Consider the following 22260-nt stretch of genomic DNA (forward strand, 5'->3'; position numbering starts at 1 on the left):
TTCATGATTTCGACCTAGCGAATTTATGAAATAATGAGTCATGCCTGCCAAGAAAACACCGAACCAGATCGACTTCATCGAGTTTCCCGCCCGTGACGTCGCCGCCCTCCAACGCGCCAAAGTGTTCTTTGCCGAGACTTTCGGCTGGTCGTTCGAACATTGGGGCGATGACTACGTCGACATCAAAGGCAGCGGTCTGGGCAGCGGGATCAACGCTGATCCGGAGCACCGTCCCAGTAAACCTCTCGTCGTCATCTATGTGCAGGATCTGGAAGAAACGCGCCGGAAGGTGACTGCCGCAGGTGGCAAGCTGACACGGGACATCTTTTCGTTTCCAGGCGGGCGGCGATTCCACTTCAAGGACCCGAGCGGCAACGAAATGGCGGCATGGTCCGACCAGTGAGCTTCATTTCGCTTGGGTCCAAAGCTGGGAGCCTCGGTCTCGGCTTTGGCTTTGGCTTTGTCCTTCTTTTTGTCCTTATCTTTGCCCTTCTCCTCCGCGGCGGGGTCGCCAACATCCTTCAGGTTCTCGCGCACGGCGCGCACCGAGATGCTGCCTTCTAGTGAGCGGGCGAAGGCGCTGATGAATGCGTTGTGCAGCACGCTGACGATAGTCTCCAGGATGCTGCTCTTCGGATTGTCGATCGTGCCAGTGAACGGAATGGGTGCGGCGACCTGTTCCTTCTCGTCGTTCTCGAGCACGTTCGCTGCGAACTCGACCAGTCCCTCCCAAATGCGTTTGAGCGGATTCTTTTCCGGCTCCTCACTGCTATGGATATTCACATTACGCAGCACCGGCTTTGCGTAGCCGCCGCGGTTACCTCGACGAGCGCACGGTCGAGGAGCGTAGCAACGAGACCGTCGTGCCCTCCGCACTCGATGCGTGTACCCAGCTCGCACTCGCAGGTGGAGCTTTCCTTGCGCGGCCTTTCGAGCACAAGGACAGTCCAGACGCGGCTTTCGAGCGCCGGGAGCGACGCTTCTCCGCGGCGTGCGACGGGTTCGACGTGCATTGCGCGGTGCTCATCGCGGCGGATGACGATCAGGGGCGCGAGAGGCTCGTGCGGTACTGCACCCGCCCGGCCTTCGCGCTCGATCGAATCGAGCACCTGTCCGATGGGCGTATAGCGTACTTGATGAAGACACCTCGGCGGGGACGCACTCACCGCGTCATGAGTCCAATGGAGTTCATGGCCCGGCTCGCGGCTTTGAGTCCTCCGCCCAAGATCCCGCTTGTGAGATACCATGGCGTGTTCGCGCCTCGCTCGTCGTGGCGCTCTCTCGTGACACCCAAACCACCGGCCCGCGCCGCGAAGTCTGAGCCGTGCGCGGGGCACGCGCCTCTGCCCGCGTCGCCCGCGCCTGCGCCTGCGCCTGCGCCTGCGCCTGCGCCTGCGCCTGCGCCTGCGCCCGCGCCCGCGTCGCCGTGCGCTCCCCCGGCGCTCTCAGCGAGGTCGCTCGTGCATGCCGACCCCACGGTGCGAGTTGAGCCGACCCTGATCTCGGTCTTGCACTGGGGGCGACTGCTCGAAGGGGAGTTGTTCGCTACGTCGCGCTACGTCGAGTGGGCCGTGCTCATGAAGCGCTCGTTCGGGTTCGATGCGCTCCGATACCCGAGATGCGAACGGAGGATGCGCGTGCTTTCCACGATCACCGACTCAATCTGGGCATCGCCAGGGGCTGAAGCTCGGTCGCCGACGTCGCGCCGTTGCGGCATCACCCAGCCGCGACATCGGGATGACAAAGCGTCACGGCGAGCGCGCTCAGCCCGACAGGTCGTCATCCCGCGCGCAACACGGACGCATTCAGGCGCGCGCTTCACAAGGGTGCTTGGCTGGCATGGGACATGCCTTCAGGCCTGCCGATGCGAAACATTCTCTTTGCAGCGATGTTTGCCGTGCTGACCACGGCTTGTGGATCGCGAGAGCCAGCGCCGGCGCGCTCGCCGCAGCCCGCCGATTCGCCTCCCCGGGTGTTCGTCGACGCGATGCTGATCGACATGCACCCGGACGACGTGGCCCGCCTCGCGGGGAAGAGCTTCGATGAGATCGCTGCGGACGCGGGCGTCCGCGTGCTGTCAGGAACGCACGTGCTCGCCACCGACGACGTGACCGCCGAGATCGCGATCACGCGGGGCGAGCGCCTTCTCCCCCTGCAGCGCGCGCTCCCTCCCCAGACCGAGAGCGATCGGGACGAGCACGACTTTCGCTTCGAGGTGCGGCCTCGGCTGGTTGAGCCCGACGCCGTCCACCTCCGCGTCGTCCTGGAGCTCGATGGTCGACCGACGCACCCCCAGCACGTGTTCAGCAGCAGCGCCATCGTGCGCAACAGGCACTTCGTGCCTTTCCGCACCGACTTTCCTGCTCACGGCGAGCGGCTCGTCGTGCTCCTCGTGAGGCCGGAGATCCTCCGCGACCAGGAGGACTGGCGGCGCTTCCTGGAGCGACGGAGATCCCGGCTGCGGGACGCCGGGCCCTTCCCGCTCCACAACAACCTCGACTAATACCGGCCGACCAGCGTCACGTAGCTGCGGACGACGGGACGGGGGCGCCTGCGACGCGCTCCCAGCGCTCGCAGCATCCGCTGTGGCCTCCATCCCGCGGCCCCTGGCTGCTAGAAAAACGAGACCGCGCGTAGCGCGCGCACCGCGTTCACAAAGCGAAGCCCGCGCAAAGCCATTCCGACCTGTCAAGAATTTCCCGCCAACGACCGGCAGTTGACATAACGAATAGGCGTTTGCGGGACTGCGCCTGAGCAGCAGCGGCGGCGAGGTCCCGGCGCAGTCCCGCAAACGTCGGGTTGGACCGGGCCGGTTCGCGGTCGGGCGGGGCGGTCGCGAGGCCTATGGGGATGGATCCTGCCCGAGAAGGCAGCAGAGGGCGGGCTCGGCGGGGCTCGCACGCGTGGTGCATCCCGCCGCCACGACGTTGGGCGCAGACGTGCCGAGACAGAGCGCGGCGCCGACGGAGGCCCAGTAGCAGGCACGCCGCCGACATGGACGGCGCAGAAGGCGGATCGATGCCTGACCGCCGCGCAACGGAGGTGGTGTTGTTGCTCCTGCCCAGGCCAGCGATGCTCATGACGTGTCCGGAGGAGCAGCGGAAGAGGCGACGACGCACGACGGCAGCGGGCGGCGAGCCATCGCAGCCTGACCGCAGCGAGGACAGATGGACAGGTCGATCCCCGTGAGCGCGGCGAGCAGCGTGCACCAGTCGACCTTGACGATGTGGCGCGGAGAGGGCTCGCGCTCGTGAGAGCTGCCTTTCCGGTGCTCATCTCCCCCGACAGCGCGCTGCCCTGCGTCTGGCGCCGCCAGGATCCTCGTGCGTGCCACCTCGAGCGTGGTGGTGGCGTGACACGCAGCCATCAAGCCGAAGTGTCGGATCTTCACGAAGCGATGAGGCAGCACGTGCAGCAGGAAGCGACGCAGAAACTCCTCTGCGGAGAGCGTCACGGTCTTGTCTCCGCGGGTCCGGAAGCACACGCCGCGCTTATCCATCCACCGCAGCCGGTGATTGGACAGCCCGACACGGTGGGTATAGCGACCGAGGTAGGCAAAGACCTGCTCGGGCCCAGCGAAGGGCGGCTTGGCGTAGACCACCCAGGGCTTGTGGTAGAGCGCGTCGAGCAGCGCAGCGAAGGCAGCAGGGTTGGCCAGCGCGGCGGCCCCGCCGGTCACCCCCGCCCGGCCGACGGTATGGCGGCTGGCTACGATGTGATCACGGCGCGCGAGCTGGTCAGCCAAATCGTCCAGCGTCGCGTCGGAGGACGTCGCCACGAGCGACCTCAGGTCATCCAGGGCTTGCCCGTCGATCTTGGGTCGCGGCCCGTTCGCGCGAGGGCGCGGCGCAACGCTGCCGGTCGTCCGGTAGAGCGTGAGATAGGACTGCACGGTTTTCGGTGCGACTTCGAACTGCTCAGCCAGGTCGCGTACCGATCCTTCCCCATTCTCGTACGCCTTGACGATGCGCTCTCGAAGGTCGAGTCCGCAGGGTCGCATCCTTGCTGCCCTCCCGCTACGAGGATGCAAGCAGCGTGCACCTCGGACCCGCTCTAGGGGCGCGAGCGGCCAGCTTCGCGCGTTCCCTCGTGCTTACCGATCCCGGCGAGTCTACAACGGGCGCAGCTGTCTCTGCCACGTGAGAGGGGCGCCCGCCGGAGCGGCTCGAACGCGGACGCCGGTCGGTCGACGCTGGTGCAGAGAGGGATGAGGCAGGGAACGAAGGCGAGCGCTTGGCACGCGCCCGCCACCGCTGGGCGAGATCGGTCATGGGTCGGCCTCCGGTCGCGTCGAGGTCCGATGATGGGCTCGTGCGGCATTCTCAGCGCCGGACGAGCCCGCTCAAGCCTCGACGCGTGAGCCGACGGGCCTGCTTCGACCTTTCGCTGACGAGCAGCGTTCAGACCAGCAGCTCCGTGAGCGGTCCCTTGGCGCTGCCATCGCCGAATGTCTGATCGGGAATGCCGAAGGCATTCAAGATCGAGACGAACAGTCGGATACCGTGCGGCCCTCCGCTCGGCCCCAAGAGCGGTCGCGGAAACTTCATCTGCGTGAACATGTAGTGGCTGCCGTCCACCTTGAGCTTCCCGCCCGCGCTGCCGGCGAGCAACACCGGCATGTCGTACTTGCGGTGAGTGTTGCCGTCGGAGATCTCGCTGTTGAAGTAAGCGAGCGTGTTGTCGAGCAGGGTGCGTCCGCCAGCCTCTACAGTCTGATCCAGCCGCTTCAGGAAATTCGCGACGTGGTTGACCTCCCAGCGGCCGATCTCCTTCAGCTTGGCTTGAAGCTTGGCGTTACCGGCGTGATGCGACGTGTGGTGGTGCGGCGTGGACTCGCCGTTGAACAAGAACGAGAAGTCCTGCATGCTGTTGCCGCGGCCGAACATGAACGTGATGACGCGCGTGACGTCACACTCGAAGGCCAAGGCCGCCAGCTCCAGCGTGATCGCGACGCGATCCTGATAGGGCGCGGTCGAGGTGGCAGTCGGCCTGTTCGGCTTGGCGCAGGTCGCGCCGTTTCCGCCGAGGTTCTGGATGCGGGTCTCGAGCTCTCGCACCGAGGTCATGTACTGATCCAGCTTCACGCGATCAGTCGGAGACAGCTCGGCCTTCAACGTTTCAGCTTCTCCGAGCACGTGATCCAGCACGCTGGTGCGGACCGCCTGCCGCCGGGCGGCCTCGGCCGCGCTGGCGTTGGGATCCAACCCGGCGAAGATGCGATCGAAGTTCTGTTGCGGATCGTCCCGGAAGGGCAGAGGCTTGTTGGCGTCCCAGGAAATGGTCTCGATGAAAGCGATGTTAGGAACCCGGTCACTGCCGTCACCGCGCACCGTGAGCCCCAGCTGCAGCGACGGCAGAGGCCGCCCACAGCCGGCCATGGTCTTGGCGATCTTCTGATCGAGGCTGATGCGCGCCGGGTTCTTGTCGTTCTTGTTCACGGGCATCATCGTGAGAAACGACCCGGTCCCGGAGCCGTGCCCGCCTGGCGGCTCGGCAGGCTCCGCGGTGCGCTGGTAGTCGATGCCGGTAACGACGGCGATCTTGTTCCGAATCGGCTCGAGCGGCGCCAGGATGTAGGGCATCGCCCAGTCCTTGCCCGCCGCAGACGGCGTGAAGTCCGGCATGTGAATGCCGTTCGGCACGAAGAACGCGATGAAGCGCTGCGGCGCGGCGCAGCTCTCGGACGCTTCCGCGTGGCGCTCGACGACCGACGGCAAGTACGGAAGTCCGATCACGGCAGCCGCGCTACCCAAGAACCTACGTCGAGAAATTCGCCTGTTGATCATTGTCTCTCTCACTCTCCACGACGGGTTCGGAATGCATCGCTCTTCACCACCGCATTGAGCAGATCGAGAACACCTTGCTGCCCCGCCGCGCGCGCGCCTTGAACGACGCCCTCCGCGTAGGCGTGACCGCCGGCACTGTGGAAAGATCGGCCCACCGCGTACGTGAGCAGCTGCTGGGCGAAGCAGCTTTGCAGCCTGGCGTCCTGACTGAGCAGCGCCGCGAGCTCTCGCACCCCGGAAAAGCTGGTTCCCTGAAGCACGCCGCTGGCGTCCTCCGAGTCGCGATAGCCTCCAATGGCGTCGAAGTCCTCCAGCCCGAGCCCGATCGGATCCATCAAGGCGTGGCAACCGGCGCAGCGCGGCTCCGCGCGATGTGCCTCGAGCTTCTCCCGCACCGTTTCACCGGCGGCCGGCGCGGCCAACGGATCGATCATCAGGTCCGGCGGCACGGGAGGCGGCGGTGAGCACAACAGCTGTTCGAGCACCCAAGCGCCACGCTTGGTGGGCGATGTGAAGCCCGGATGGGAGTTTGCCATCAAAAAGCTGGCGTGGCTGAGCAGCCCCACGCGCTCGGTCCCGGCCAGACTGACGCGCAGGAATTCGGATCCGGAAACCGGCATACCGTAGTGCTGACCCAGGCGCTGGTTCACGAACGTGAAGTCCGCGGTGAGTAGCGTCTCGATGGCGGCGTTGCCGTTCAGGAGTTCGCGAAAAAACAGCTCCGTTTCGCGCACGGCCGCGTTGCGCAGTTCCACGTCATAGTCGGGGAAGGTCTTGGGGTCCGGCTCGACCAGCGCCAGCCGGCGCAAGGTCAGCCACTGACCGACGAAGTTCTCGGTGAGCGCCACCGCCTTGCCGTCCGTCAGCATGCGCTCGACCTCAGCGGCCAGCTTGGCGGAGTCATCGGCCAGCCCGCCCGCCTCCGCGGCTGCGAACAGGGCGGCGTCGGGCATGCTCGACCACAGAAAGTACGAGAGCCGCGTCGCGAGCTCATGGTCGCCGAGGGGAGCCGACTCGCCCGGAGGCACGGCCGGCGCCTTCTCCACCATGTAGAGGAAGTGAGGAGAGAGCAGGATCGATCGCAGAGCTGCCTTGAGCCCTTCGTCGTAGCCGTTGCCGGCGTCACTCACCTTGCGGGCAAGCTGCAGCAGTCCGGAGATCTCGCCTTCGCTCACCGGTCTGCGGAAAGCGCGCCGCGCGAACGCGGACAAGATCTGCCGCGCACACGTCTCTTCGGAGCCCGCCTGGAGCTGACAGGACAGAACGTCGCGGCGGCGAGCATCACCTGCCGGCAACCCGAACAGCTCGTCAATCAGCTCGGTCGCAGCCTGTTCGAGCGACTCGAGGTGCTGCAGTGAGAGGCTCAGACCTTCGCCGACCGTGTCGAAGCCGTCGACCGTTTCGTCGCTGGGCAGCTTGTCGGCCGGGCGCCGCGACGTGCCGAGCAAGTCCCGCACGGTGTTGTTGTACTCGGCCCTGTTCAGGCGCCTGAGCACGGTATTGGCCTTGTCCGGCGCCACGCCGGGGGCGCCGGTGCCGGGGTCGCCGGCGCCGTCGCCGGGCGTGTTGACGCCCGGCGTCGCGCCATCCGGTGAGCCTGCGCCGATTTCGCCTATGCAGGCCATCGGGAGCGCCAGGAGCACCATGCTCCCGAGCAGGCGGCACAGGGACCGGCGCACGCCGGACCGCTCGCGCGGCGGGGACTCTGGAGTCTCGAAGGTTTGCATCTTTGCTTCTATTGGGGGTTGGGGTTGGCGAACCTTTTCATCCGGACGTGGCTCGTTCACGTGGAGACCATTACCTCCTGGTTCGGCGCCGGTCGGACCGGTCCGCGCGCCGCCAGGCGACGGCGCCGAGACTCAGCGCCAGCATCAGCGCGAGCGGTGCGGCTGCCCCGGGCGAGCGCGCGACCGAACAGCTCGATTCAGACGTGGGAGCGGTGTTGCCGCCGCTCGCTGTCGATCCCGCTGCGGCCGCAGCGCCGCCCTGACCGCTTGCGCTACCGCCGCTGTCGCTCCCGCCCATGGCGCCGGCGCCGCCCTCGCCGCTCGTGCCGCCGGCGCCGCCCTCGCCGCTCGTGCCGCCGGCGCCGCCCTCGCCGCCCGTGCCGCCGGCGCCGCCCTCGCCGGGGGGCTCCACGCCGGGCAGGCGCTGCGCGAACATCCAATCGATGAAGCCGGGGTAGTCGTAACCGCGGTCGTTGATGGAGTGACCGACCCCCTGCATGGCGGTGAACGTGAACGCCGTCGCCCCCACGTCCTCCATGGCGTCGGCCATGGCCTGTGCGCCTGCGAAGTAGCTGTCGTTGGTGCCGCACATCGACCAGATCGGCATGTCCTTGAGCGCGGCCAGCAGCGTCTTGTTCGGGTCTCCCCGGCAGGACTGGGGAGCCGCAGCCGCAAAGACACCCGGTGTTCGCATGATGATATCCCAGGTGCCGTAGCAGCCCATCGAGATGCCGGTCACGTAGAGGCGGCCGGGGTCGATGTTGAACTCGGCCTGGACCTGCTCGAGGATGCCCCACAACAGAGGCCTCGTCGGGTGCTCGGCCGCGGTCGCCGAGCCATTCACGCCACCTCCGAAGCCGTACGCCGGGCTGTTGGCGTGCGGAGCCAGCACGAAGTGCGGGTAGCGTTGCTGCGTGTCGAAGCGGCTACCATCCTTGTCTACGGCGCGATGCGTGAACACGCCGCCGTAATCGTTCCCGGATCCGATCTCGGAGGTGAGCTGAACGCAGTTGTCCCACCCGGTCTCGTTGTTCCGATCCGTGCCCGCGAGCCCGGCGTGGTGCAGGTAGAGCACCAAGGGGTAGGCTTTGTTCGGATCGTAGTCCTTCGGCACGAACAGCCGATACGGCAGCTGTTGACCGTTCAGCTCGTGCACGCGGCCCAGAAAACCTTGGTACGTCTCGGTTCGGGCCGGTGGAGGATTCTGAGGACAACTGTACGCGAAGGCCTCGGAGGTGGCGCAGAGCACGAGCGCGGACGTGAGCGCGGCGCGAAGCCAGAGCGCGCCACCACTCCCAAGGGTGATACGGCGACGCCACACCGACACATAGGCATTAACTCGAGAGTTCTTCATCGATTCATCCGCTGGCGAGGCCCATGAACACGCTTTGTGTTCATGGCGTGTGGCTAGGAAATCCAAACGCGATCCGAAACCCAATCTCCTCGTCGTGGCCGTCCCACCGTACAGCCACGCTGTACGCGTTGGTTGGCATATAAAACCTTACGCGATCCGCATCCCTCCTGGAAAAATGACGCTGTATCAATCACTTATCCATGCACCGAGGGGGGTGTCTTCACTCCACAGCCCGCGGGGCGGAATCGGTGCCGTGCTCGAACGGCTGACGAAGCTCTCGGTGGGCATGACCGCCCCCCCCCCGGAACGAAGCAAAAGGATATAGATGGCTCCTGTTGTGAACGCCGACGTGGTCATTGTCCATTTCAAATTGACGCGGCAAGCATTCATATGATCGTTCACAGTGGCGCGGGTCAGGATGCCCTCGTGCCGCGGTGCTTCGGGTGCGAATGAACAGAAGAATGGTTGATCGAGACATCAGACTCTCTTTTCCTCGGCCATCGGCGCGCGACGCAGCAGGGCGACCGGTAAGCGCATGTCACTCGACGGGCGATAGCGCGCCCGCCGAGCGATCATGAAGTCCCTGTCACCTGGATGTGGATGAAGAGGGTACGGGGCCACCGCCAGGCACCGCTCTGCTCTCCCTGTGAGCTGAAGTGCCCGCGATCAATCACACGTTGTCCGAATTTCTCGCGCGGGGACCGGAGCTGTCGCTCGGAGCGTAGATTTGTACCCAGGAAGGAAGCCGCGGTGCAGCTCGCGCCGAACGACAGCCCGCTCGATCGGGACCTGAGTGCCCCGCCGTCAGAGCTCGATGCTGAGGAGCACGCCAGGTCGGAACCGGTAGCCGGGGCGCAGGGCACGCCCGCCAACTTGTGCCGCCTGAGCGGGTGACGCGGACTATCGTCGTCAAACCGCCCTCGTGCCGTCGCTGCCGAGATCCATTGAGCGGCGACGAGCCGGATCCGTGTCGTCTGCGACGTGACAAGGCCGCAACACGCCCGTCTCATCTGACGCGCCAACGCACCGCGCCGGACGGCAGGATGCTCCGCAACCCCCGCTGTCCCGGCAGCGCGGACAGCCGCCGCGCTGGGTGGTCGCAGCGCGACGTTTCGCTCTGCGCGTATGCGCTTGTCGCATCCATTGCGGGCGGCTATCCCTGAGCGTCGCAGCGGAGCGCGCGGAGCTCGCGAGCCCTAGCTGCGCGGCGAGGCGCATGCGAAGTACATCGCTTTCTTCACCGGTCCTCTCGGTGAGCTTGGCCCTCTTGACCACGCTGATCGCATCGGAGGCCCATGCGCGCCGCGGCGGGACGGCGGTCGACGGGTGCCACGGCTGCCATGGCGGCGGCGCGGCGCCCGGTATCACCATCGACCATAGCCCGAAGAACCCGGCGGCCGGCGAGGCGGTGACTCTGGAGGTGCAGATCCAGGCCGCCAACATCAGCGCCGGCGGCATCTATCTCCGCACCGGGACAGGCCGTCTCTCTCCCATCGACGGTCAAGGCACTCACCTCATCGACGACCGCCAGCTCGTCCACAGCGCGCCGAAGCGGGCGAGCGGCGGGGTCGTCCGCTTCGACGCGCAGTGGATCGCGCCGGGAGCGCCGGGCGGGGTCGTCGTCGACGTGTGGGCCGTCTCGGCCAACGGCGACAACGACCCGCGCGGCGACGGCGCGTCGGCCGCCAACACCGCGTTTGTGTACGGGTGCGAAAGCGCGACGTATTACCTCGACCGCGACGGAGACGGATACGGCGACTCCGGCGTGCCCAGGGTCGATTGCGCCCTGCCCGCCGAGCACGCTCCCGAGCACGCTCCGCGGGGCGGGGATTGCGACGACTACAGCGTCAACGTCCACCCCCAGCAGGGCGAGGCCTGCAACGGGATCGACGACGACTGCGACGGTCAGGTCGACGAGGACCTCGCGGTGACCACGCAATTCGAAGACGCGGACGGCGACGGGTATGGGTCGCGCTTCGGGGCGACGGTCGAGGCGAAGTGCCCCCCCGACGGCTACGCGCCGAGCTCGAGCGATTGCGACGACAGGGCCCCTGACGTGCACCCAGACGCGGTCGAGACGTGCAATCTGATCGATGACGACTGCGACGGCCGCGTGGACGAGGGGGTGCGCGAGGTGTGCGGCGTCGGGATGTGCGCGCGCGAGTCGATCGCGTGCACCCCCGGGTCGTGCACGCCCGGCGAGCCGAGCCCCGAGACCTGCAACGCGCTCGACGACGACTGCGACGGCGAGACCGACGAGGATCCCGGCCTCTGCGCGCCCGGCGAGGGCTGCCCGAACGGCACGTGCAGCCGCGGGACCGGCGGCGGCGCCCCCGGGAGCACCGGCGCGGGCGCCTCCGGGGCCTCCGGCGGCGGCGCGCCCGACGAGGGGGGCGATCGCGGCGGCAGCTGCGCCGTCGACCCCCGGGGCGGGTCTCCGTGGCGGCTGCTGCTCCTCTCGCCGCTCGCCCTCCTCGCGTCGCGGCGCCCGCGGAGGGCGTTCACGGCGCGGTAGGGTCACTACCGCACTGGGCTCTTGCCTCGAGTTTTAACGCGGAAGCGCTCGTCTGGCCAGGGATGCAGAATGCGTACAAGGGGGATCCAGCGCTGGGCGAGGCGCTGCATCCGTGCACAGGTGGTGCGGTCACGCTGACTTCGGCGGCGGAGCGCGCGATGCCAGTGACGGGTCACCTGGGTACGGAACCACTGCAACGATCGACCGTTGGACGGTACGGCGTAATACAAGAAATGTTCTTGCACTACACTTCGCAGCCGCTTCCCCTGCTCGGGGATGAGGTGATGTCGGCGCCGCTGCAGCTCGGCCTTGACCTCGTGCAGCTTCTTCCGCATCCGCTCCCGCATGGTTCGCCGTACGATGAGAAACTTCCCCATCCAAGTCTTTCCGCAAATGTGCGTGAAGCCCAGGAAGTTGAAGCTCTCCGGCTTTCCCTGACCCTTCTCCTGTAGATTGGACGCCGCGTGGCGCCCAAATTCGAGGATGCGGGTCTTGTCGGGGTGCAACTCCAGCGCGAACTTCCGCAATCTCTCGCGGAGATTTTGCAGGAACCGCTCGGCGTCCGTGCGGTACTGGAATCCAACGACGAAGTCGTTCGCAAAACGCGTGATGATGACGCTCCCGCGCGCATACCGGCTCCTCCATTGCTGGACCCACAGGTCGAGGACATAGTGGAGATGGATGTTCGCCAGCAAGGGTGAAACCGTTGCTCCTTGCGGAGTACCCTCCTCCCCCCTCGTCCACTCCTCACCCTCTATCACTCCTGCGCTCAACCACTTCCGGAGGAGACGCAGCATCCTCTTGTCCGCGATTCGGTGCTCGAGAAACCTCACCATCCACCCGTGATCGATGGCATCGAAATAGCCATGGATGTCGGAATCAAGGAACCAGCTCACCTTGCATCGACGAATCCCGACGGCGAGGGCATCCAGCGCATGGTGCTGGCTGCGCCGCGGCCGAAATCCGTACGAGAAGCCGAGGAAATCCGCTTCGTAGATGGCATTCAGCACTTCGACGACGGCTCGCTGGACGATCTTCTCCTCCAACGAGGCTATGCCGAGCGGCCGCTGCCCCCCCGTCTGCCTTCGGAATGTACACTTCCGCGACGGTTTTGCCCGGTACGCCCCACTGTGCAATCGCGCATGCAGCTCCAGGAGGTTGTCCTCTAGGTTGCCCGCGTATTGCTCCCACGTCACCCCGTCGACTCCGGGTGCCGCATTCCGTTGGTTGGAGGTAGGGGCGCGGTGCAGGTGGGCGCTCTCGAGGACCTCGCCGGCAATGACGTTCGTTCGCACCGCCTCGATGATTGGGGTGTCACGGTCCGAGGTGCATCAAGGACACGGAGCGAGGTCGGGCGAATATCCACTACGGAGAGCGTGCGGAAACAGCCAACCATCGTGTTTTTATGCATCATCAAGCTCCCCACTCGGTGTTCCCAATGGGTGGATTGAGGTTCCGCCGCCCGCGTTCTTGACCTTGTCGTTGATCCTCCGGGCGATGCATTGGGCACCGTCCACGAAGGCGACGATCGAGCGCTTCCGCGCGCTGCTGCATGAGAGCTCGGTCGAGTGGTGGACGGCGACGGCGTCTGCGAGCCAGCGTGCGGGGCAGATCCTGCCGCGATGCCATCGACAGGGGGCCGCGGTGTGGGGGGCGGCGTGTGCGCTGGGGATCCGCGGGCGTAAGATGGGAAAATGGATGATGTTCGGCGCCTCGCCCGCTCAAAGCGATGGCGACGCGCGCCGATTATGGCAGCATGCATCGCACATTCCCGCAGCAGGGCTCCTGTGGACACCACCATTCCCGTCTGCTCCGATCCAGGGGCTTCGTCCCGTTACGCCATCATCGAGGTCCTCTACGAGGGTTCAGACACCCTTCTTTACCGGGGTGTGCGCGAAGACGACGGCCTTCCCGTGGTGCTCAAGGTCCTTCGGCGCGACCACGCGAGCCCTCGCGCCCTCGAGCGGCTGCGCCACGAGTACGAGGTCGCCCGGGCGCTCGAGACCACGGCCATCATCAAGCCCTATGCGCTCGAGACGCTCGGCGGTCAGCCGGCGCTGGTCCTGGAGGATTTCGGCGGCGTGTCGCTCGATCGGCTCCAGGACTGGCCGATACCTCTACCTCTCGAGCGCTTCTTTCCCGTCGCCGTCCGTTTGGTCGAGGCGCTCAGCGCGCTGCATCGACACGGCGTCGTCCACAAGGACATCAAGCCTCAAAACCTGCTCCTCCACCCCGCCACCGGCGAGGTGAAGATCACCGACCTGGGGATTGCGTCCCGGGTACCCCGCGAGCTCCAGCACCTCGAGCACGTCGGACTCATCGAGGGGACCCTGGCCTACATGGCCCCGGAGCAGACAGGCCGGATGAACCGCTGGATCGACGAGCGGACCGATCTCTACTCCCTCGGCGTCGTCTTGTACGAGATGCTGACGGGCGCTCTGCCGTTCCGGGCCAGTGATCCTGTTGAGTGGGTCTATTGCCACATCGCCCAGAAGCCGGTCCCGCCGCACGCGCTCGTCCCGTCGATTCCCCCGCTCCTGTCGGAAGTCGTGCTCAAGCTGCTCTCCAAGGCCGCCGAGGAGCGTTACCAGAGCGCGGCCGGCCTGCGGCACGATCTGGACGAGTGCTTCGCAAGGTGGCGGACGAGCGGCGCCATTGCGCCCTTCGCGCTCGGGGCGCGCGACGTCTCCGACCGGTTCCAGGTGCCGCAGCGGCTGTACGGGCGCGAGCGCGAGGTGGAGGCGCTTCTCGCCGTGTTCGAGCGGGTGGTGGCGCAGGGCCGGCCAGAGCTGGTGCTGGTGTCGGGCTACTCGGGCATCGGGAAGTCGTCGCTGGTCGCCGAGCTGCACCGGCCGATCGTGAGGCAGCGGGGGTTCTTCCTCGCCGGCAAGTTCGATCAAACCGCGAGGGACGTCCCCTACCGCGCTTTCCATCAGGCGTTCCGGGCGCTTTTGCAGGAGATCCTCGGCGCGAGCGAGGAGCAGGTCGAGCGCTGGAGACAGCGCTTCCGGGAGGCCCTTGGCTCGCACGGCAGGCTGCTCGCCGACGTGCTCCCCGAGCTCGGGCTGCTCCTTGGCCCGCAGCCGCCCGTGCCCGAGCTGCCGCCCGCCGAGGCGCAGAGCCGGCTGCTCGCGACGCTTCAGCGCGTGGTCGCGGCGTGCGCCCAGAAGGAGCACCCCGTGGCGCTCTTCCTCGACGATCTGCAGTGGGCCGACGCGGCCAGCCTCCAGCTGCTCGAGCAGCTCGCCACCTACACCGGGCCCGCGCACCTGCTGCTGATCGGCGCGTACCGCGACAACGAGGTCGGCCCCGCGCACCCGCTACGGCTCACGCTGGCCGAGGCGCGGAAGCGCGGCGCCACCGTCTCCGAGCTCGTCCTCGAGCCGCTCTCCGCGGCCCACGTCACGGCGCTCGTCGCCGAGGCGGTCCACGCGCCGCACGCGCCCACAGAGCAGGTCGGGCCGCTCTCGCAGCTGGTTTACGAGAAGACCGGCGGAAACCCGTTCTTCGTGCTCCAGTTCCTGATCGCGCTGCACCAGGAGGGGCTCATCGCCTTCGACGCGGAGGAGGCCAGGTGGCGGTGGGACATCGCCGCGATCCGCGACAAGGGGTTCACCGACAACGTCGGCGAGCTGATGGCGGGCAAGCTCAAGCGGCTCTCGGGCCCGACGCGGGACGCGCTCAAGTTCGCTGCGTGCCTCGGCAGCAGCCTGGAGCTCGACACGCTCGCGGTGGTCGCGGGCCGTCCGGCGGCGGAGCTCCGCGACGCGCTCGAGGAGGCCGTGCGGGAGGGGCTGCTGCTCCGCCGGGGCTCGGCCTATCGATTCCTCCATGACCGGGTACAGCAGGCCGCTTACTCGCTCATCCCGGCGGGACAGCTCGCCGAGATGCACCTGGGGATCGGGCGGCTGCTCCTCACGGCGCAGCGCGCGGAGGAGCGCGACGAGGCGCTCTTCGATGTCGTCGGCCATCTCAACCGCGGCGCCGCGCTCCTGCATTCCCAGGCGGAACGGGACGAGGTCGCGGCGCTGAACCTGCGCGCCGGCAGGAAGGCCAAGGCGGCCGCGGCCTTCCAGACCGCCGCCGCGCTCTTCGCCGCGGGCCTCTCGCTGCTCGCGCTGGGCTCCTGGGAGACGCAGCACGAGCTGACCTTCGAGCTGACCTTCGAGCGCGCGCACGTCGCGTACATCACCGGCGGCTTCGACGAGGTCGAGCGGTTCCTGGACGAGCTCATGGAGCGCGCGAGGACCCGGCGCGAGACGGCCGCCGCCGTCGAGCTCGCCGTTGCCTTCTACCAGACCCGCGGGCAATACGCCCGCGCGGTAGAGATCGGCCTCTCGTGGCTCCGCGCCTGCGACATCGATCTGCCGCTCCACCCCGCCGGCGCACAGATTGACAGGGAGACCGAGAGCGTCTGGCAGGCCCTGGGCGACCGCGTCATCGAGGACCTGATCCATCTGCCCCCCATGACGGACCCGGAGATCGAGATCACGATGGGCGTGCTGCAGCGTATGGTCCTCCCAGCGGTCTTCGTGGACCCGGACCTGCACGTCCTCGTCGTCCTGCGCATGGTCAAGCTCAGCCTGCGCCACGGCAGCGCCGAGAGCTCCGCGTATGCGTACACTGCCTTCGCGAGGGTGATCGGCCCGACGTTCGGGCGATACCAGGAGGCCTATCGGTTCGGCAAGCTCGGCCACGACCTGGCGGACAGGAGCGGCCTCCTCACCACGAAATCGGTGGTGTTCAACCTCTTCGGACAGCATGTCGTCTTCTGGACACGCCACTACAGAGAGACGTATCCGTACACGCGCGCCGGCTTCAGCGCCGCGGTCGAGTCCGGCGATCTGAACAACGCGTGCTTCAGCTGCCTCTGGGCCGCGGTGTTCCGGCTGCTCTCTGGCGAGCCGCTGGAGGACGTGCTCCGCGAGGTCGACGAGCGCCTGGGCTTCGTGCGCAGGGCCGGTTACGCGTTCGCGCACATCGCCCTCCTCTGCGACCACGCCATGATCCAGACGCTGCGCGGGAGACCGGTCCGCTTCTCGATGCTGGACGGGTCCGATCTGGATCCGCCGGCCTTCGAGGCGCAGCTGGAGGAGGAGGATCTGCAGGGGGCTCGCGCTCTCTATTACAGCTTGAAGGCGCAGGCGCTCTTCGTCCTCGGCTCTCCCAGAGAGGCGTCCGCGGCGGCGACCCGCGTGATGGTCGAGCACCCCTTCAGGATCGCGCCGTACCCGCTCATCGCCGAGAACTTCTACTATCTCGCGCTCGCGCTCGCGGCCCTCTTCAACGAGCCGCACGAGGCGCACGAGGCGGAGCCCTCCCCGCCGCAGGCGCTCCCTGAGCGGCTCCTCGAATGCGAGCGGCAGCTCGGCGAGTGGGCCAGGAGCGGCCCCGACAACTTCCTCCACAAGCACGCCTTGGTCCGCGCCGAGATCGCCCGGCTCCGGGGGCACGAGCTGGAGGCCATCCGGCTCTACGAGCAGGCCATCGCGGCGACGCGGCAGGGCGGCTTCGTCCAGCACGAGGCCATCGCCTGCGAGCTCGCCGCTCGGTTCTACCGCGCGCGCGGCCTCTCCACGTCCGAAGGCGCCCACCTGCGAGAGGCCCGCGCCGCCTACGTCACGTGGGGCGCCCACGCCAAGGTGGATCAGCTCGATCAGCGCTACCCCCACCTCGCCCCGCGCAAGCCGATCGCCCCCACCGTCACCTTCGCCGTACGGGCCGAGCAGTTCGACGTCCTGCCGGTGGTCAAGGCCTCGCAGAGCATCTCCGGCGAGCTCAAGATCCCGCGCCTGCTCGAGACGCTGCTTCGCCTCGTGGTCGAGCACGCGGGCGCCGAGGAAGGCTGTGTCCTCCTGGTCCGGGAAGATCGCCTGTGGGCTGCGGCGATCGAGACGCCAGGGGGCGCGGTGCGGCTGCTCGATGCGGACGAGGCGCAGTCGGCCGCGCTGCCGCAGTCCGTCCTCAACTACGTTCGCCGGAGCCACGAGCGCGTGCTGCTCGACGACGCCGCCGCCCGGCACCCCTTCATGGAGGACGAGTATTTCCGGCGCAAGCGCCCGAGATCGGTGCTGTGCCTCCCGATCGTGCGCGAGGCCCGGCTGCTCGGCCTGCTCTACCTGGAGAACAACCTCGCCACTGGCACCTTCACCCCCGGGCGGCTCAGCGTCATCGAGCTGCTCGCCTCGCAGTCGGCCATCTCGCTGGAGAACGCCCTGCTCTATACCGAGCTGGAGCAGGAGAACGCCGAGCGGCGGCGAGCGGAACAGGCGCTCAAGGCCAATCAGGAGATGCTCCAGGCCATCGTCGACAACTCGGCGGCGGCTATCTACATCAAGGATCGCGACGGCCGACATCTGCTCGCCAACCGGCACGTGGGCACCATTCTGCGCCTGCCGGGCGAGAAGATCCTCGGAAAGACCAACGCTGATCTCTTCCCTGCTCCGATGGCCGAGGCCATCCAAGACCACGACCGGAAGGTGATCGAGGCGGGCGCGCCGATGGAGTGGGAGGAGGAGATCCCGCTGGAGGACGGGCCGCACACCTTCCTGTCGGTCAAATTCCCTCTCGGCGAGGGGCCCGCGCCCCGCGCGATCGGCGGCATCTCCACCGACATCACCGAGCGCAAGCGGACCGAGCAGGCCGTGCGCTTCCTGGCCGAGGCGAGCTGCAAGCTGATGACGCTGGGCTACGGCGCGACGTTCGAGAGCGTGGCGCAGCTCCCGGTGCCGGAGCTGTCGGATCAGTGCGTCATCGAGGTGCTCCTCGAGGGCAGGACGCCGGGCTGGACGGTCGCGGCAGGGGTGCCCAGCGAGCAGCTCGACGCGCTGAAGAACGCGCTGCGCGTTCTGGCAGCGGCGTCGCCGGCCGGAGCCGAGGGCGAAGAGGGCCGCGTCACGCCGCCGCTACAGCAGGTGGGTTCGCTCGACCCGCGGGTCAGGCATCTCTGGGAGCAGCTCGGCGTTCATGCGTTCCTGCGGGTCCCGCTGGCCGCGCGCGACCGGTACTTCGGCGTCATGACCCTGCTGGCGACGGCGCCCGAGCGCCGTTATGGCCCCGCCGAGCTGCGGCTGGCCGAGGAGCTGGGGTGCCGCGCGGCGCTCGTGCTCGACAACGCCCGACTGTTCGCCGAGGCCCAGGAGGCGATCCAGCGGCGGGACGAGTTCCTCGTCGTCGCCTCTCACGAGCTCAAAACCCCGCTGACCTCGCTGCAGATGCAGGTGCAGGCGGTCGAGCGCCTGCTGCGCCGCCGCTCGCTCGCGGAGCTCCCCCCCGAGCGGATCGAGGCGATGCTCCAGATCCTCGGCCGCCAGACGTCGCGGCTCGGGTGCCTGGTCGACGAGCTGCTCGACGTCACGCGGCTGAACGCCGGGCGGCTGGCGCTCGCGCGGGCGCCGGTCGATCTGGCGGCGCTGGCGAGCGAGGTCGTCGAGCGGATGCGCCCGCAGCTCGCGGCGTCCCACTGCCGGACGCAGCTCGAGCTGGAGGAGCCCGTGGTCGGGTGCTGGGATCCGTCTCGCATAGAGCAGGTCATCATCAATCTCCTATCGAACGCGATGAAGTACGGCGCAGGCAGGCCTATCCTCGTCGGCGCGCGGCGGCAGGCCGATCGCGCGCTGCTCATCATCCGGGATGAAGGGATCGGGATCGGGGCGGCCGATCAGGGCAGGATCTTCGAGCGCTTCGAGCGCGCGGTGTCGGTGCGCAACTTCGGCGGCCTCGGCCTCGGGCTCTACATCGCACGCTCGATCGTGGCGTCGCACGGCGGATCCATCCGGGTGGAGAGCAAGCCGGGGGCCGGCGCGACGTTCGTGGTGGAGCTCCCGCTGAACCCGCCGGAGGCGGAGGAGCGCGGTGTCGCGCCGGCCTAGCCCTACTTTCTACATTTGTACGCCCCGGGAGCCGCCGCGCTCGCCCGAGTTCCTCGTGGCCCTGGACACTGCAGCCGTGCTCCTTGACCTCCGCGCCCGCGCCACTGCCGAGGAGGGTGGCGCCGAGAGCACACTCCCTCCCCGGCGATGCCTGCGGGCACCGGCGAGCTGTAAGACTTCGGCGGCGATTCCCGGCTAGCGGCCGGCTCGACTATCGGCGCGAGCTTGCTCACCTCTCCGGTGCTGGCGGCAGGCCGAGCAGCCGACCAATCGCCTCGTGAATGACCCGGGCCGCCACCTCATCCCCGAGGGCGACGACGCGGCTCAGCGTGCTGCCGAGCGAGGCGACCACGGCGGCCCGAGGCGACGGGTCAGTCGGCGGGAGCTGCTCAGGCGCAGTCCTGCAAACGCCTATTCGTTGGGCCCGCGTTGGGACGATGGCTTCCGAGGGGGTGCGATCCGTCGTCACGCTCCCTTGAAATCTCGGGGAAAGCGACCGATCGCAACGGTTCGCCCCCGCGAGATCGTCCCGCCAGAGAAACCGGTCGATACCGAGCAGTCGCTGGAACAGGTGCGATTTTCGTCGTTTCCGCCTGTTTCGCCGCCGAAGGCGGCTCCGGTGTGGCCCAACGGGGCGCCCTCCGCCGCCGCGTCGCCCGCGGTGAAGGGCTCGCGGCATCACCGGTCCCACCGTACGGCCACGCTGCACGCGCTGGTTGATATAGAGAACCTTACGCGATCCGCATCCCTCCTGGAAGCGTGACGCTGTATCAGTAACTTATTCATGCATCGAGGGGGCCGCTTTCACTCCACAGCCTGCGGGACGAGGTGACTTCGGTGCCCGAGGCACCCAAGATCATCGAAGAATACTTGCGCTCCGGGGGAGTACCCCTGTGAAGAGGCTTTCAATACGCGTTCTTGCGCAGCGGTACCAGCGAGGTGCCTGGTCCCGGCACCTAAACGGCTCGCCGGCACCGGCACGCTCACGTCAGCCGATGTTCGCCAGAGCAGCGCCTCGAGCCCGAGCAGCCATCCTTGAAACCGGTGACCGGTTTCGAACGCCCGACGCAACTAGTGACTCGTGACGGGATTCTCACGTCGAGCCCGATCGGAGACTTGCCGAGATGCTGGAATATTCTGGTTTCAATCAAGCCCTGCGGAGGAAGCTCTCTGGATTGCGACTGCCCGCGGCCGCGCTCGCGCTCCTTGCTCTAGCCTGTGGCCCCACTCTAGCCTGTGGCTCCGACGGACCGGAGAGCACGGGCTCGCCCGCTGGTGGCACGGGCTCGCCCGCCGATGGCACGGGCTCGCCCGCCGGTGGCACGGGCTCGCCCGCTGGTGGCACGGGCGCGACCGGGAGCGGCGGGACGAACACCGGCGGTAATTCGGGCTCCGGAGGAGGAGGCACGGTAGGAGCCGGCGGTACCTCGGCGAGCGGAGGCGCTTCCGGGTCGGGAGGCGGCTCCGGCGGTCTGGGCGGCGCGACCATGTTCAACGATACCTTTTGTAAAGACACGTCCGGCACTCCCATCTACTCGCAGGGTGGAGGCGTGCTTCAGGTCGGCGACACGTATTACTGGTACGGGGTGCAGTACCGTGGTGCGCGCTCGTACGTCGATAATCCGGTCAAGAACGGCGACACGACATTCGAGGGGATCACCACCTACTCCTCGAAGGACCTCGTGAACTGGAAGCACGAAGCTACGGATAAACCCGCCGACGTGGGGAGTTGGTTCGGGCGGCTGGGCGTCGCGTACAACGAGAACACGCGCAAGTACGTCTTGGTCGCCCAGGCATGGGTCGGTGGTGATGCTAATTCGGTGTATTTCGCGACCAGCGACTCCCCGGCGGGTGGTTTCGTCTACGAGCACGTTCAGGCGAACCCGCCCGGGATCGCCAACGGTGGAACCGGCGACCAAACCATCTTTCAGGACGACGACGGCCAGGCCTATATGATCAGCTCGAGCCAAAAAGGTCGATCGAATCGCTACATCTCGCCGCTGCGAGCGTCCGACTTCCTGCAAGTGGAGCAAGCCATTCCTGTCTATAGGGGCGGCGGCCGCGAGGGGAATTGCATGTTCAAGCACGAGGGGACTTACTATTTCTGCTCCTCGGATTTGCACGGCTGGAACACGTCGGCAACGTATTGCGTCTCTGCCACGAACATTCGCGGACCATGGAGCGAAGAGTTCGTCATGAAGAACACCGAGCTGGACTACAGCCATGTGACGCAAACCGGCTTCTTCGTCCACGTCTACGGCACGGAGCAGACCACGATCATTTACGCGGGAGATCGCTGGGCGGATTTTGCTGGTAATGGGATTGGCTTCAACCAGTGGGTGCCGCTCAGCTTCCGGGGAGGAGAGCCGTACTTTCACTCGCTCAGCGCGTGGACGCTGAATGCGACGACGGGGCGCTGGGCCGTCGCGCTCGAAAACAACTGGGTTCTCAATCCAACGTTCGAGGCGGATCGGATCACGGTCTCGACGCCCGTTGGCTGGTCCGCCAGCAACGGCTCGAACTCCCAGGACGGACGCACGGGCAGATGGTCCTGGCAGCTGAACGGTACGGCGAGCTTGAGCCAGAGCGTAGCGGACCTGCCGAACGGCACCTATACGCTCGAGGTTTGGGCCAAGAGCAATGGTGCGGGAGCGGAGCTCTACATCCAGAACTACGGCGGCGCCGGCAAGATCGCCCCGATTCCCGAGAGCACGAGCTGGAGCCGAGTGACGATCAGCGACATCGCCGTCAGCGACGGCCGCGTCGAGTTCGGCGTGACGAGCAGCGGACAGACCGTGAAGGTGGACGACTTCACCTTGATCGCGGCCAGCGACTGAGGAACTTCTTTCAATGGGTCGACACCAAGCCATGTGGCCGCCAAGGCACTGCTGCGTTGGTGTCGGAGGAAACCGAACATGGCGAGCTTGGCACAGCACGTGCTCTTATTGGCATGCGGCCACTGCGCGCGGGCGATCTCAGCAGAGCCCGCGGGCGCTGGCGAGCGGCA

The 22260-nt window shown here is 67.3% G+C and carries 11 protein-coding genes; 6 read left to right on the forward strand and 5 right to left on the reverse strand.

The window, feature by feature from the left end; all coding sequences use genetic code 11:
- Window positions 1–40 precede the first annotated feature (40 nt).
- The 3 genes from POL72_RS51595 (at window position 41) to POL72_RS08225 (ending at window position 2503) form a co-directional block, all read left to right on the forward strand.
- Entirely contained in the window at window positions 41–403 is a 363-nt protein-coding gene (locus POL72_RS51595) for a VOC family protein (RefSeq protein WP_272094480.1), read from the forward strand.
- A 460-nt stretch (window positions 404–863) separates the two neighbouring features.
- The gene (locus POL72_RS08220) at window positions 864–1904 is read left to right on the forward strand and encodes a transposase (RefSeq protein ID WP_272094481.1); all 1041 of its coding nucleotides are present in this window, start codon (window positions 864–866) and stop codon (window positions 1902–1904) included.
- A complete protein-coding gene (locus POL72_RS08225; protein ID WP_272094482.1) occupies window positions 1898–2503 on the forward strand; it encodes a hypothetical protein in 606 nt (201 codons plus the stop codon). Before POL72_RS08220 ends, POL72_RS08225 begins: the two co-directional genes overlap by 7 nt.
- A gap of 573 nt (window positions 2504–3076) precedes the next feature.
- Here POL72_RS08225 and POL72_RS08230 read toward each other — a convergent pair.
- The 4 genes from POL72_RS08230 to POL72_RS08245 all read right to left on the reverse strand — a co-directional run bounded on the left by POL72_RS08230 (window position 3077) and on the right by POL72_RS08245 (window position 8951).
- Window positions 3077–4030 (reverse strand): transposase, encoded by a 954-nt coding sequence (locus tag POL72_RS08230; protein WP_373372162.1) that lies wholly within the window; start codon window positions 4028–4030, stop codon window positions 3077–3079.
- A 370-nt stretch (window positions 4031–4400) separates the two neighbouring features.
- Window positions 4401–5735 (reverse strand): DUF1552 domain-containing protein, encoded by a 1335-nt coding sequence (locus tag POL72_RS08235; protein WP_272094483.1) that lies wholly within the window; start codon window positions 5733–5735, stop codon window positions 4401–4403.
- 59 nt (window positions 5736–5794) lie between these two features.
- Window positions 5795–7513 carry a DUF1592 domain-containing protein gene (locus tag POL72_RS08240; RefSeq protein ID WP_272094484.1) on the reverse strand — a complete coding sequence of 573 codons (1719 nt, stop codon included), beginning with the start codon at window positions 7511–7513 and terminating at the stop codon, window positions 5795–5797.
- Window positions 7514–7583: 70 nt separating this feature from the next.
- Window positions 7584–8951 carry a carboxylesterase family protein gene (locus tag POL72_RS08245; protein ID WP_272094485.1) on the reverse strand — a complete coding sequence of 456 codons (1368 nt, stop codon included), beginning with the start codon at window positions 8949–8951 and terminating at the stop codon, window positions 7584–7586.
- Window positions 8952–10134: 1183 nt separating this feature from the next.
- On the opposite strand from POL72_RS08245, the gene POL72_RS08250 reads away from it, so the two are divergent.
- The gene (locus POL72_RS08250) at window positions 10135–11382 is read left to right on the forward strand and encodes a putative metal-binding motif-containing protein (protein WP_272094486.1); all 1248 of its coding nucleotides are present in this window, start codon (window positions 10135–10137) and stop codon (window positions 11380–11382) included.
- A 5-nt stretch (window positions 11383–11387) separates the two neighbouring features.
- On the opposite strand, the gene ltrA is transcribed toward POL72_RS08250, so the two are convergent.
- Window positions 11388–12677, reverse strand: a complete 1290-nt coding sequence (gene ltrA, locus POL72_RS08255) for a group II intron reverse transcriptase/maturase (protein WP_272094487.1) — start codon at window positions 12675–12677, stop codon at window positions 11388–11390.
- Window positions 12678–13169: 492 nt separating this feature from the next.
- Here ltrA and POL72_RS08260 point away from each other — a divergent pair, with 492 nt between their 5' ends.
- Window positions 13170–19253, forward strand: coding sequence for an AAA family ATPase (locus tag POL72_RS08260; RefSeq protein ID WP_272094488.1), 6084 nt, complete (start codon window positions 13170–13172; stop codon window positions 19251–19253).
- A 1487-nt stretch (window positions 19254–20740) separates the two neighbouring features.
- Window positions 20741–22090, forward strand: a complete 1350-nt coding sequence (locus POL72_RS08265) for a family 43 glycosylhydrolase (RefSeq protein ID WP_272094489.1) — start codon at window positions 20741–20743, stop codon at window positions 22088–22090.
- Window positions 22091–22260 lie beyond the last annotated feature (170 nt).

The sequence above is a fragment of the Sorangium aterium genome (assembly GCF_028368935.1).
GTDB lineage: Bacteria > Myxococcota_A > Polyangia > Polyangiales > Polyangiaceae > Sorangium > Sorangium atrum.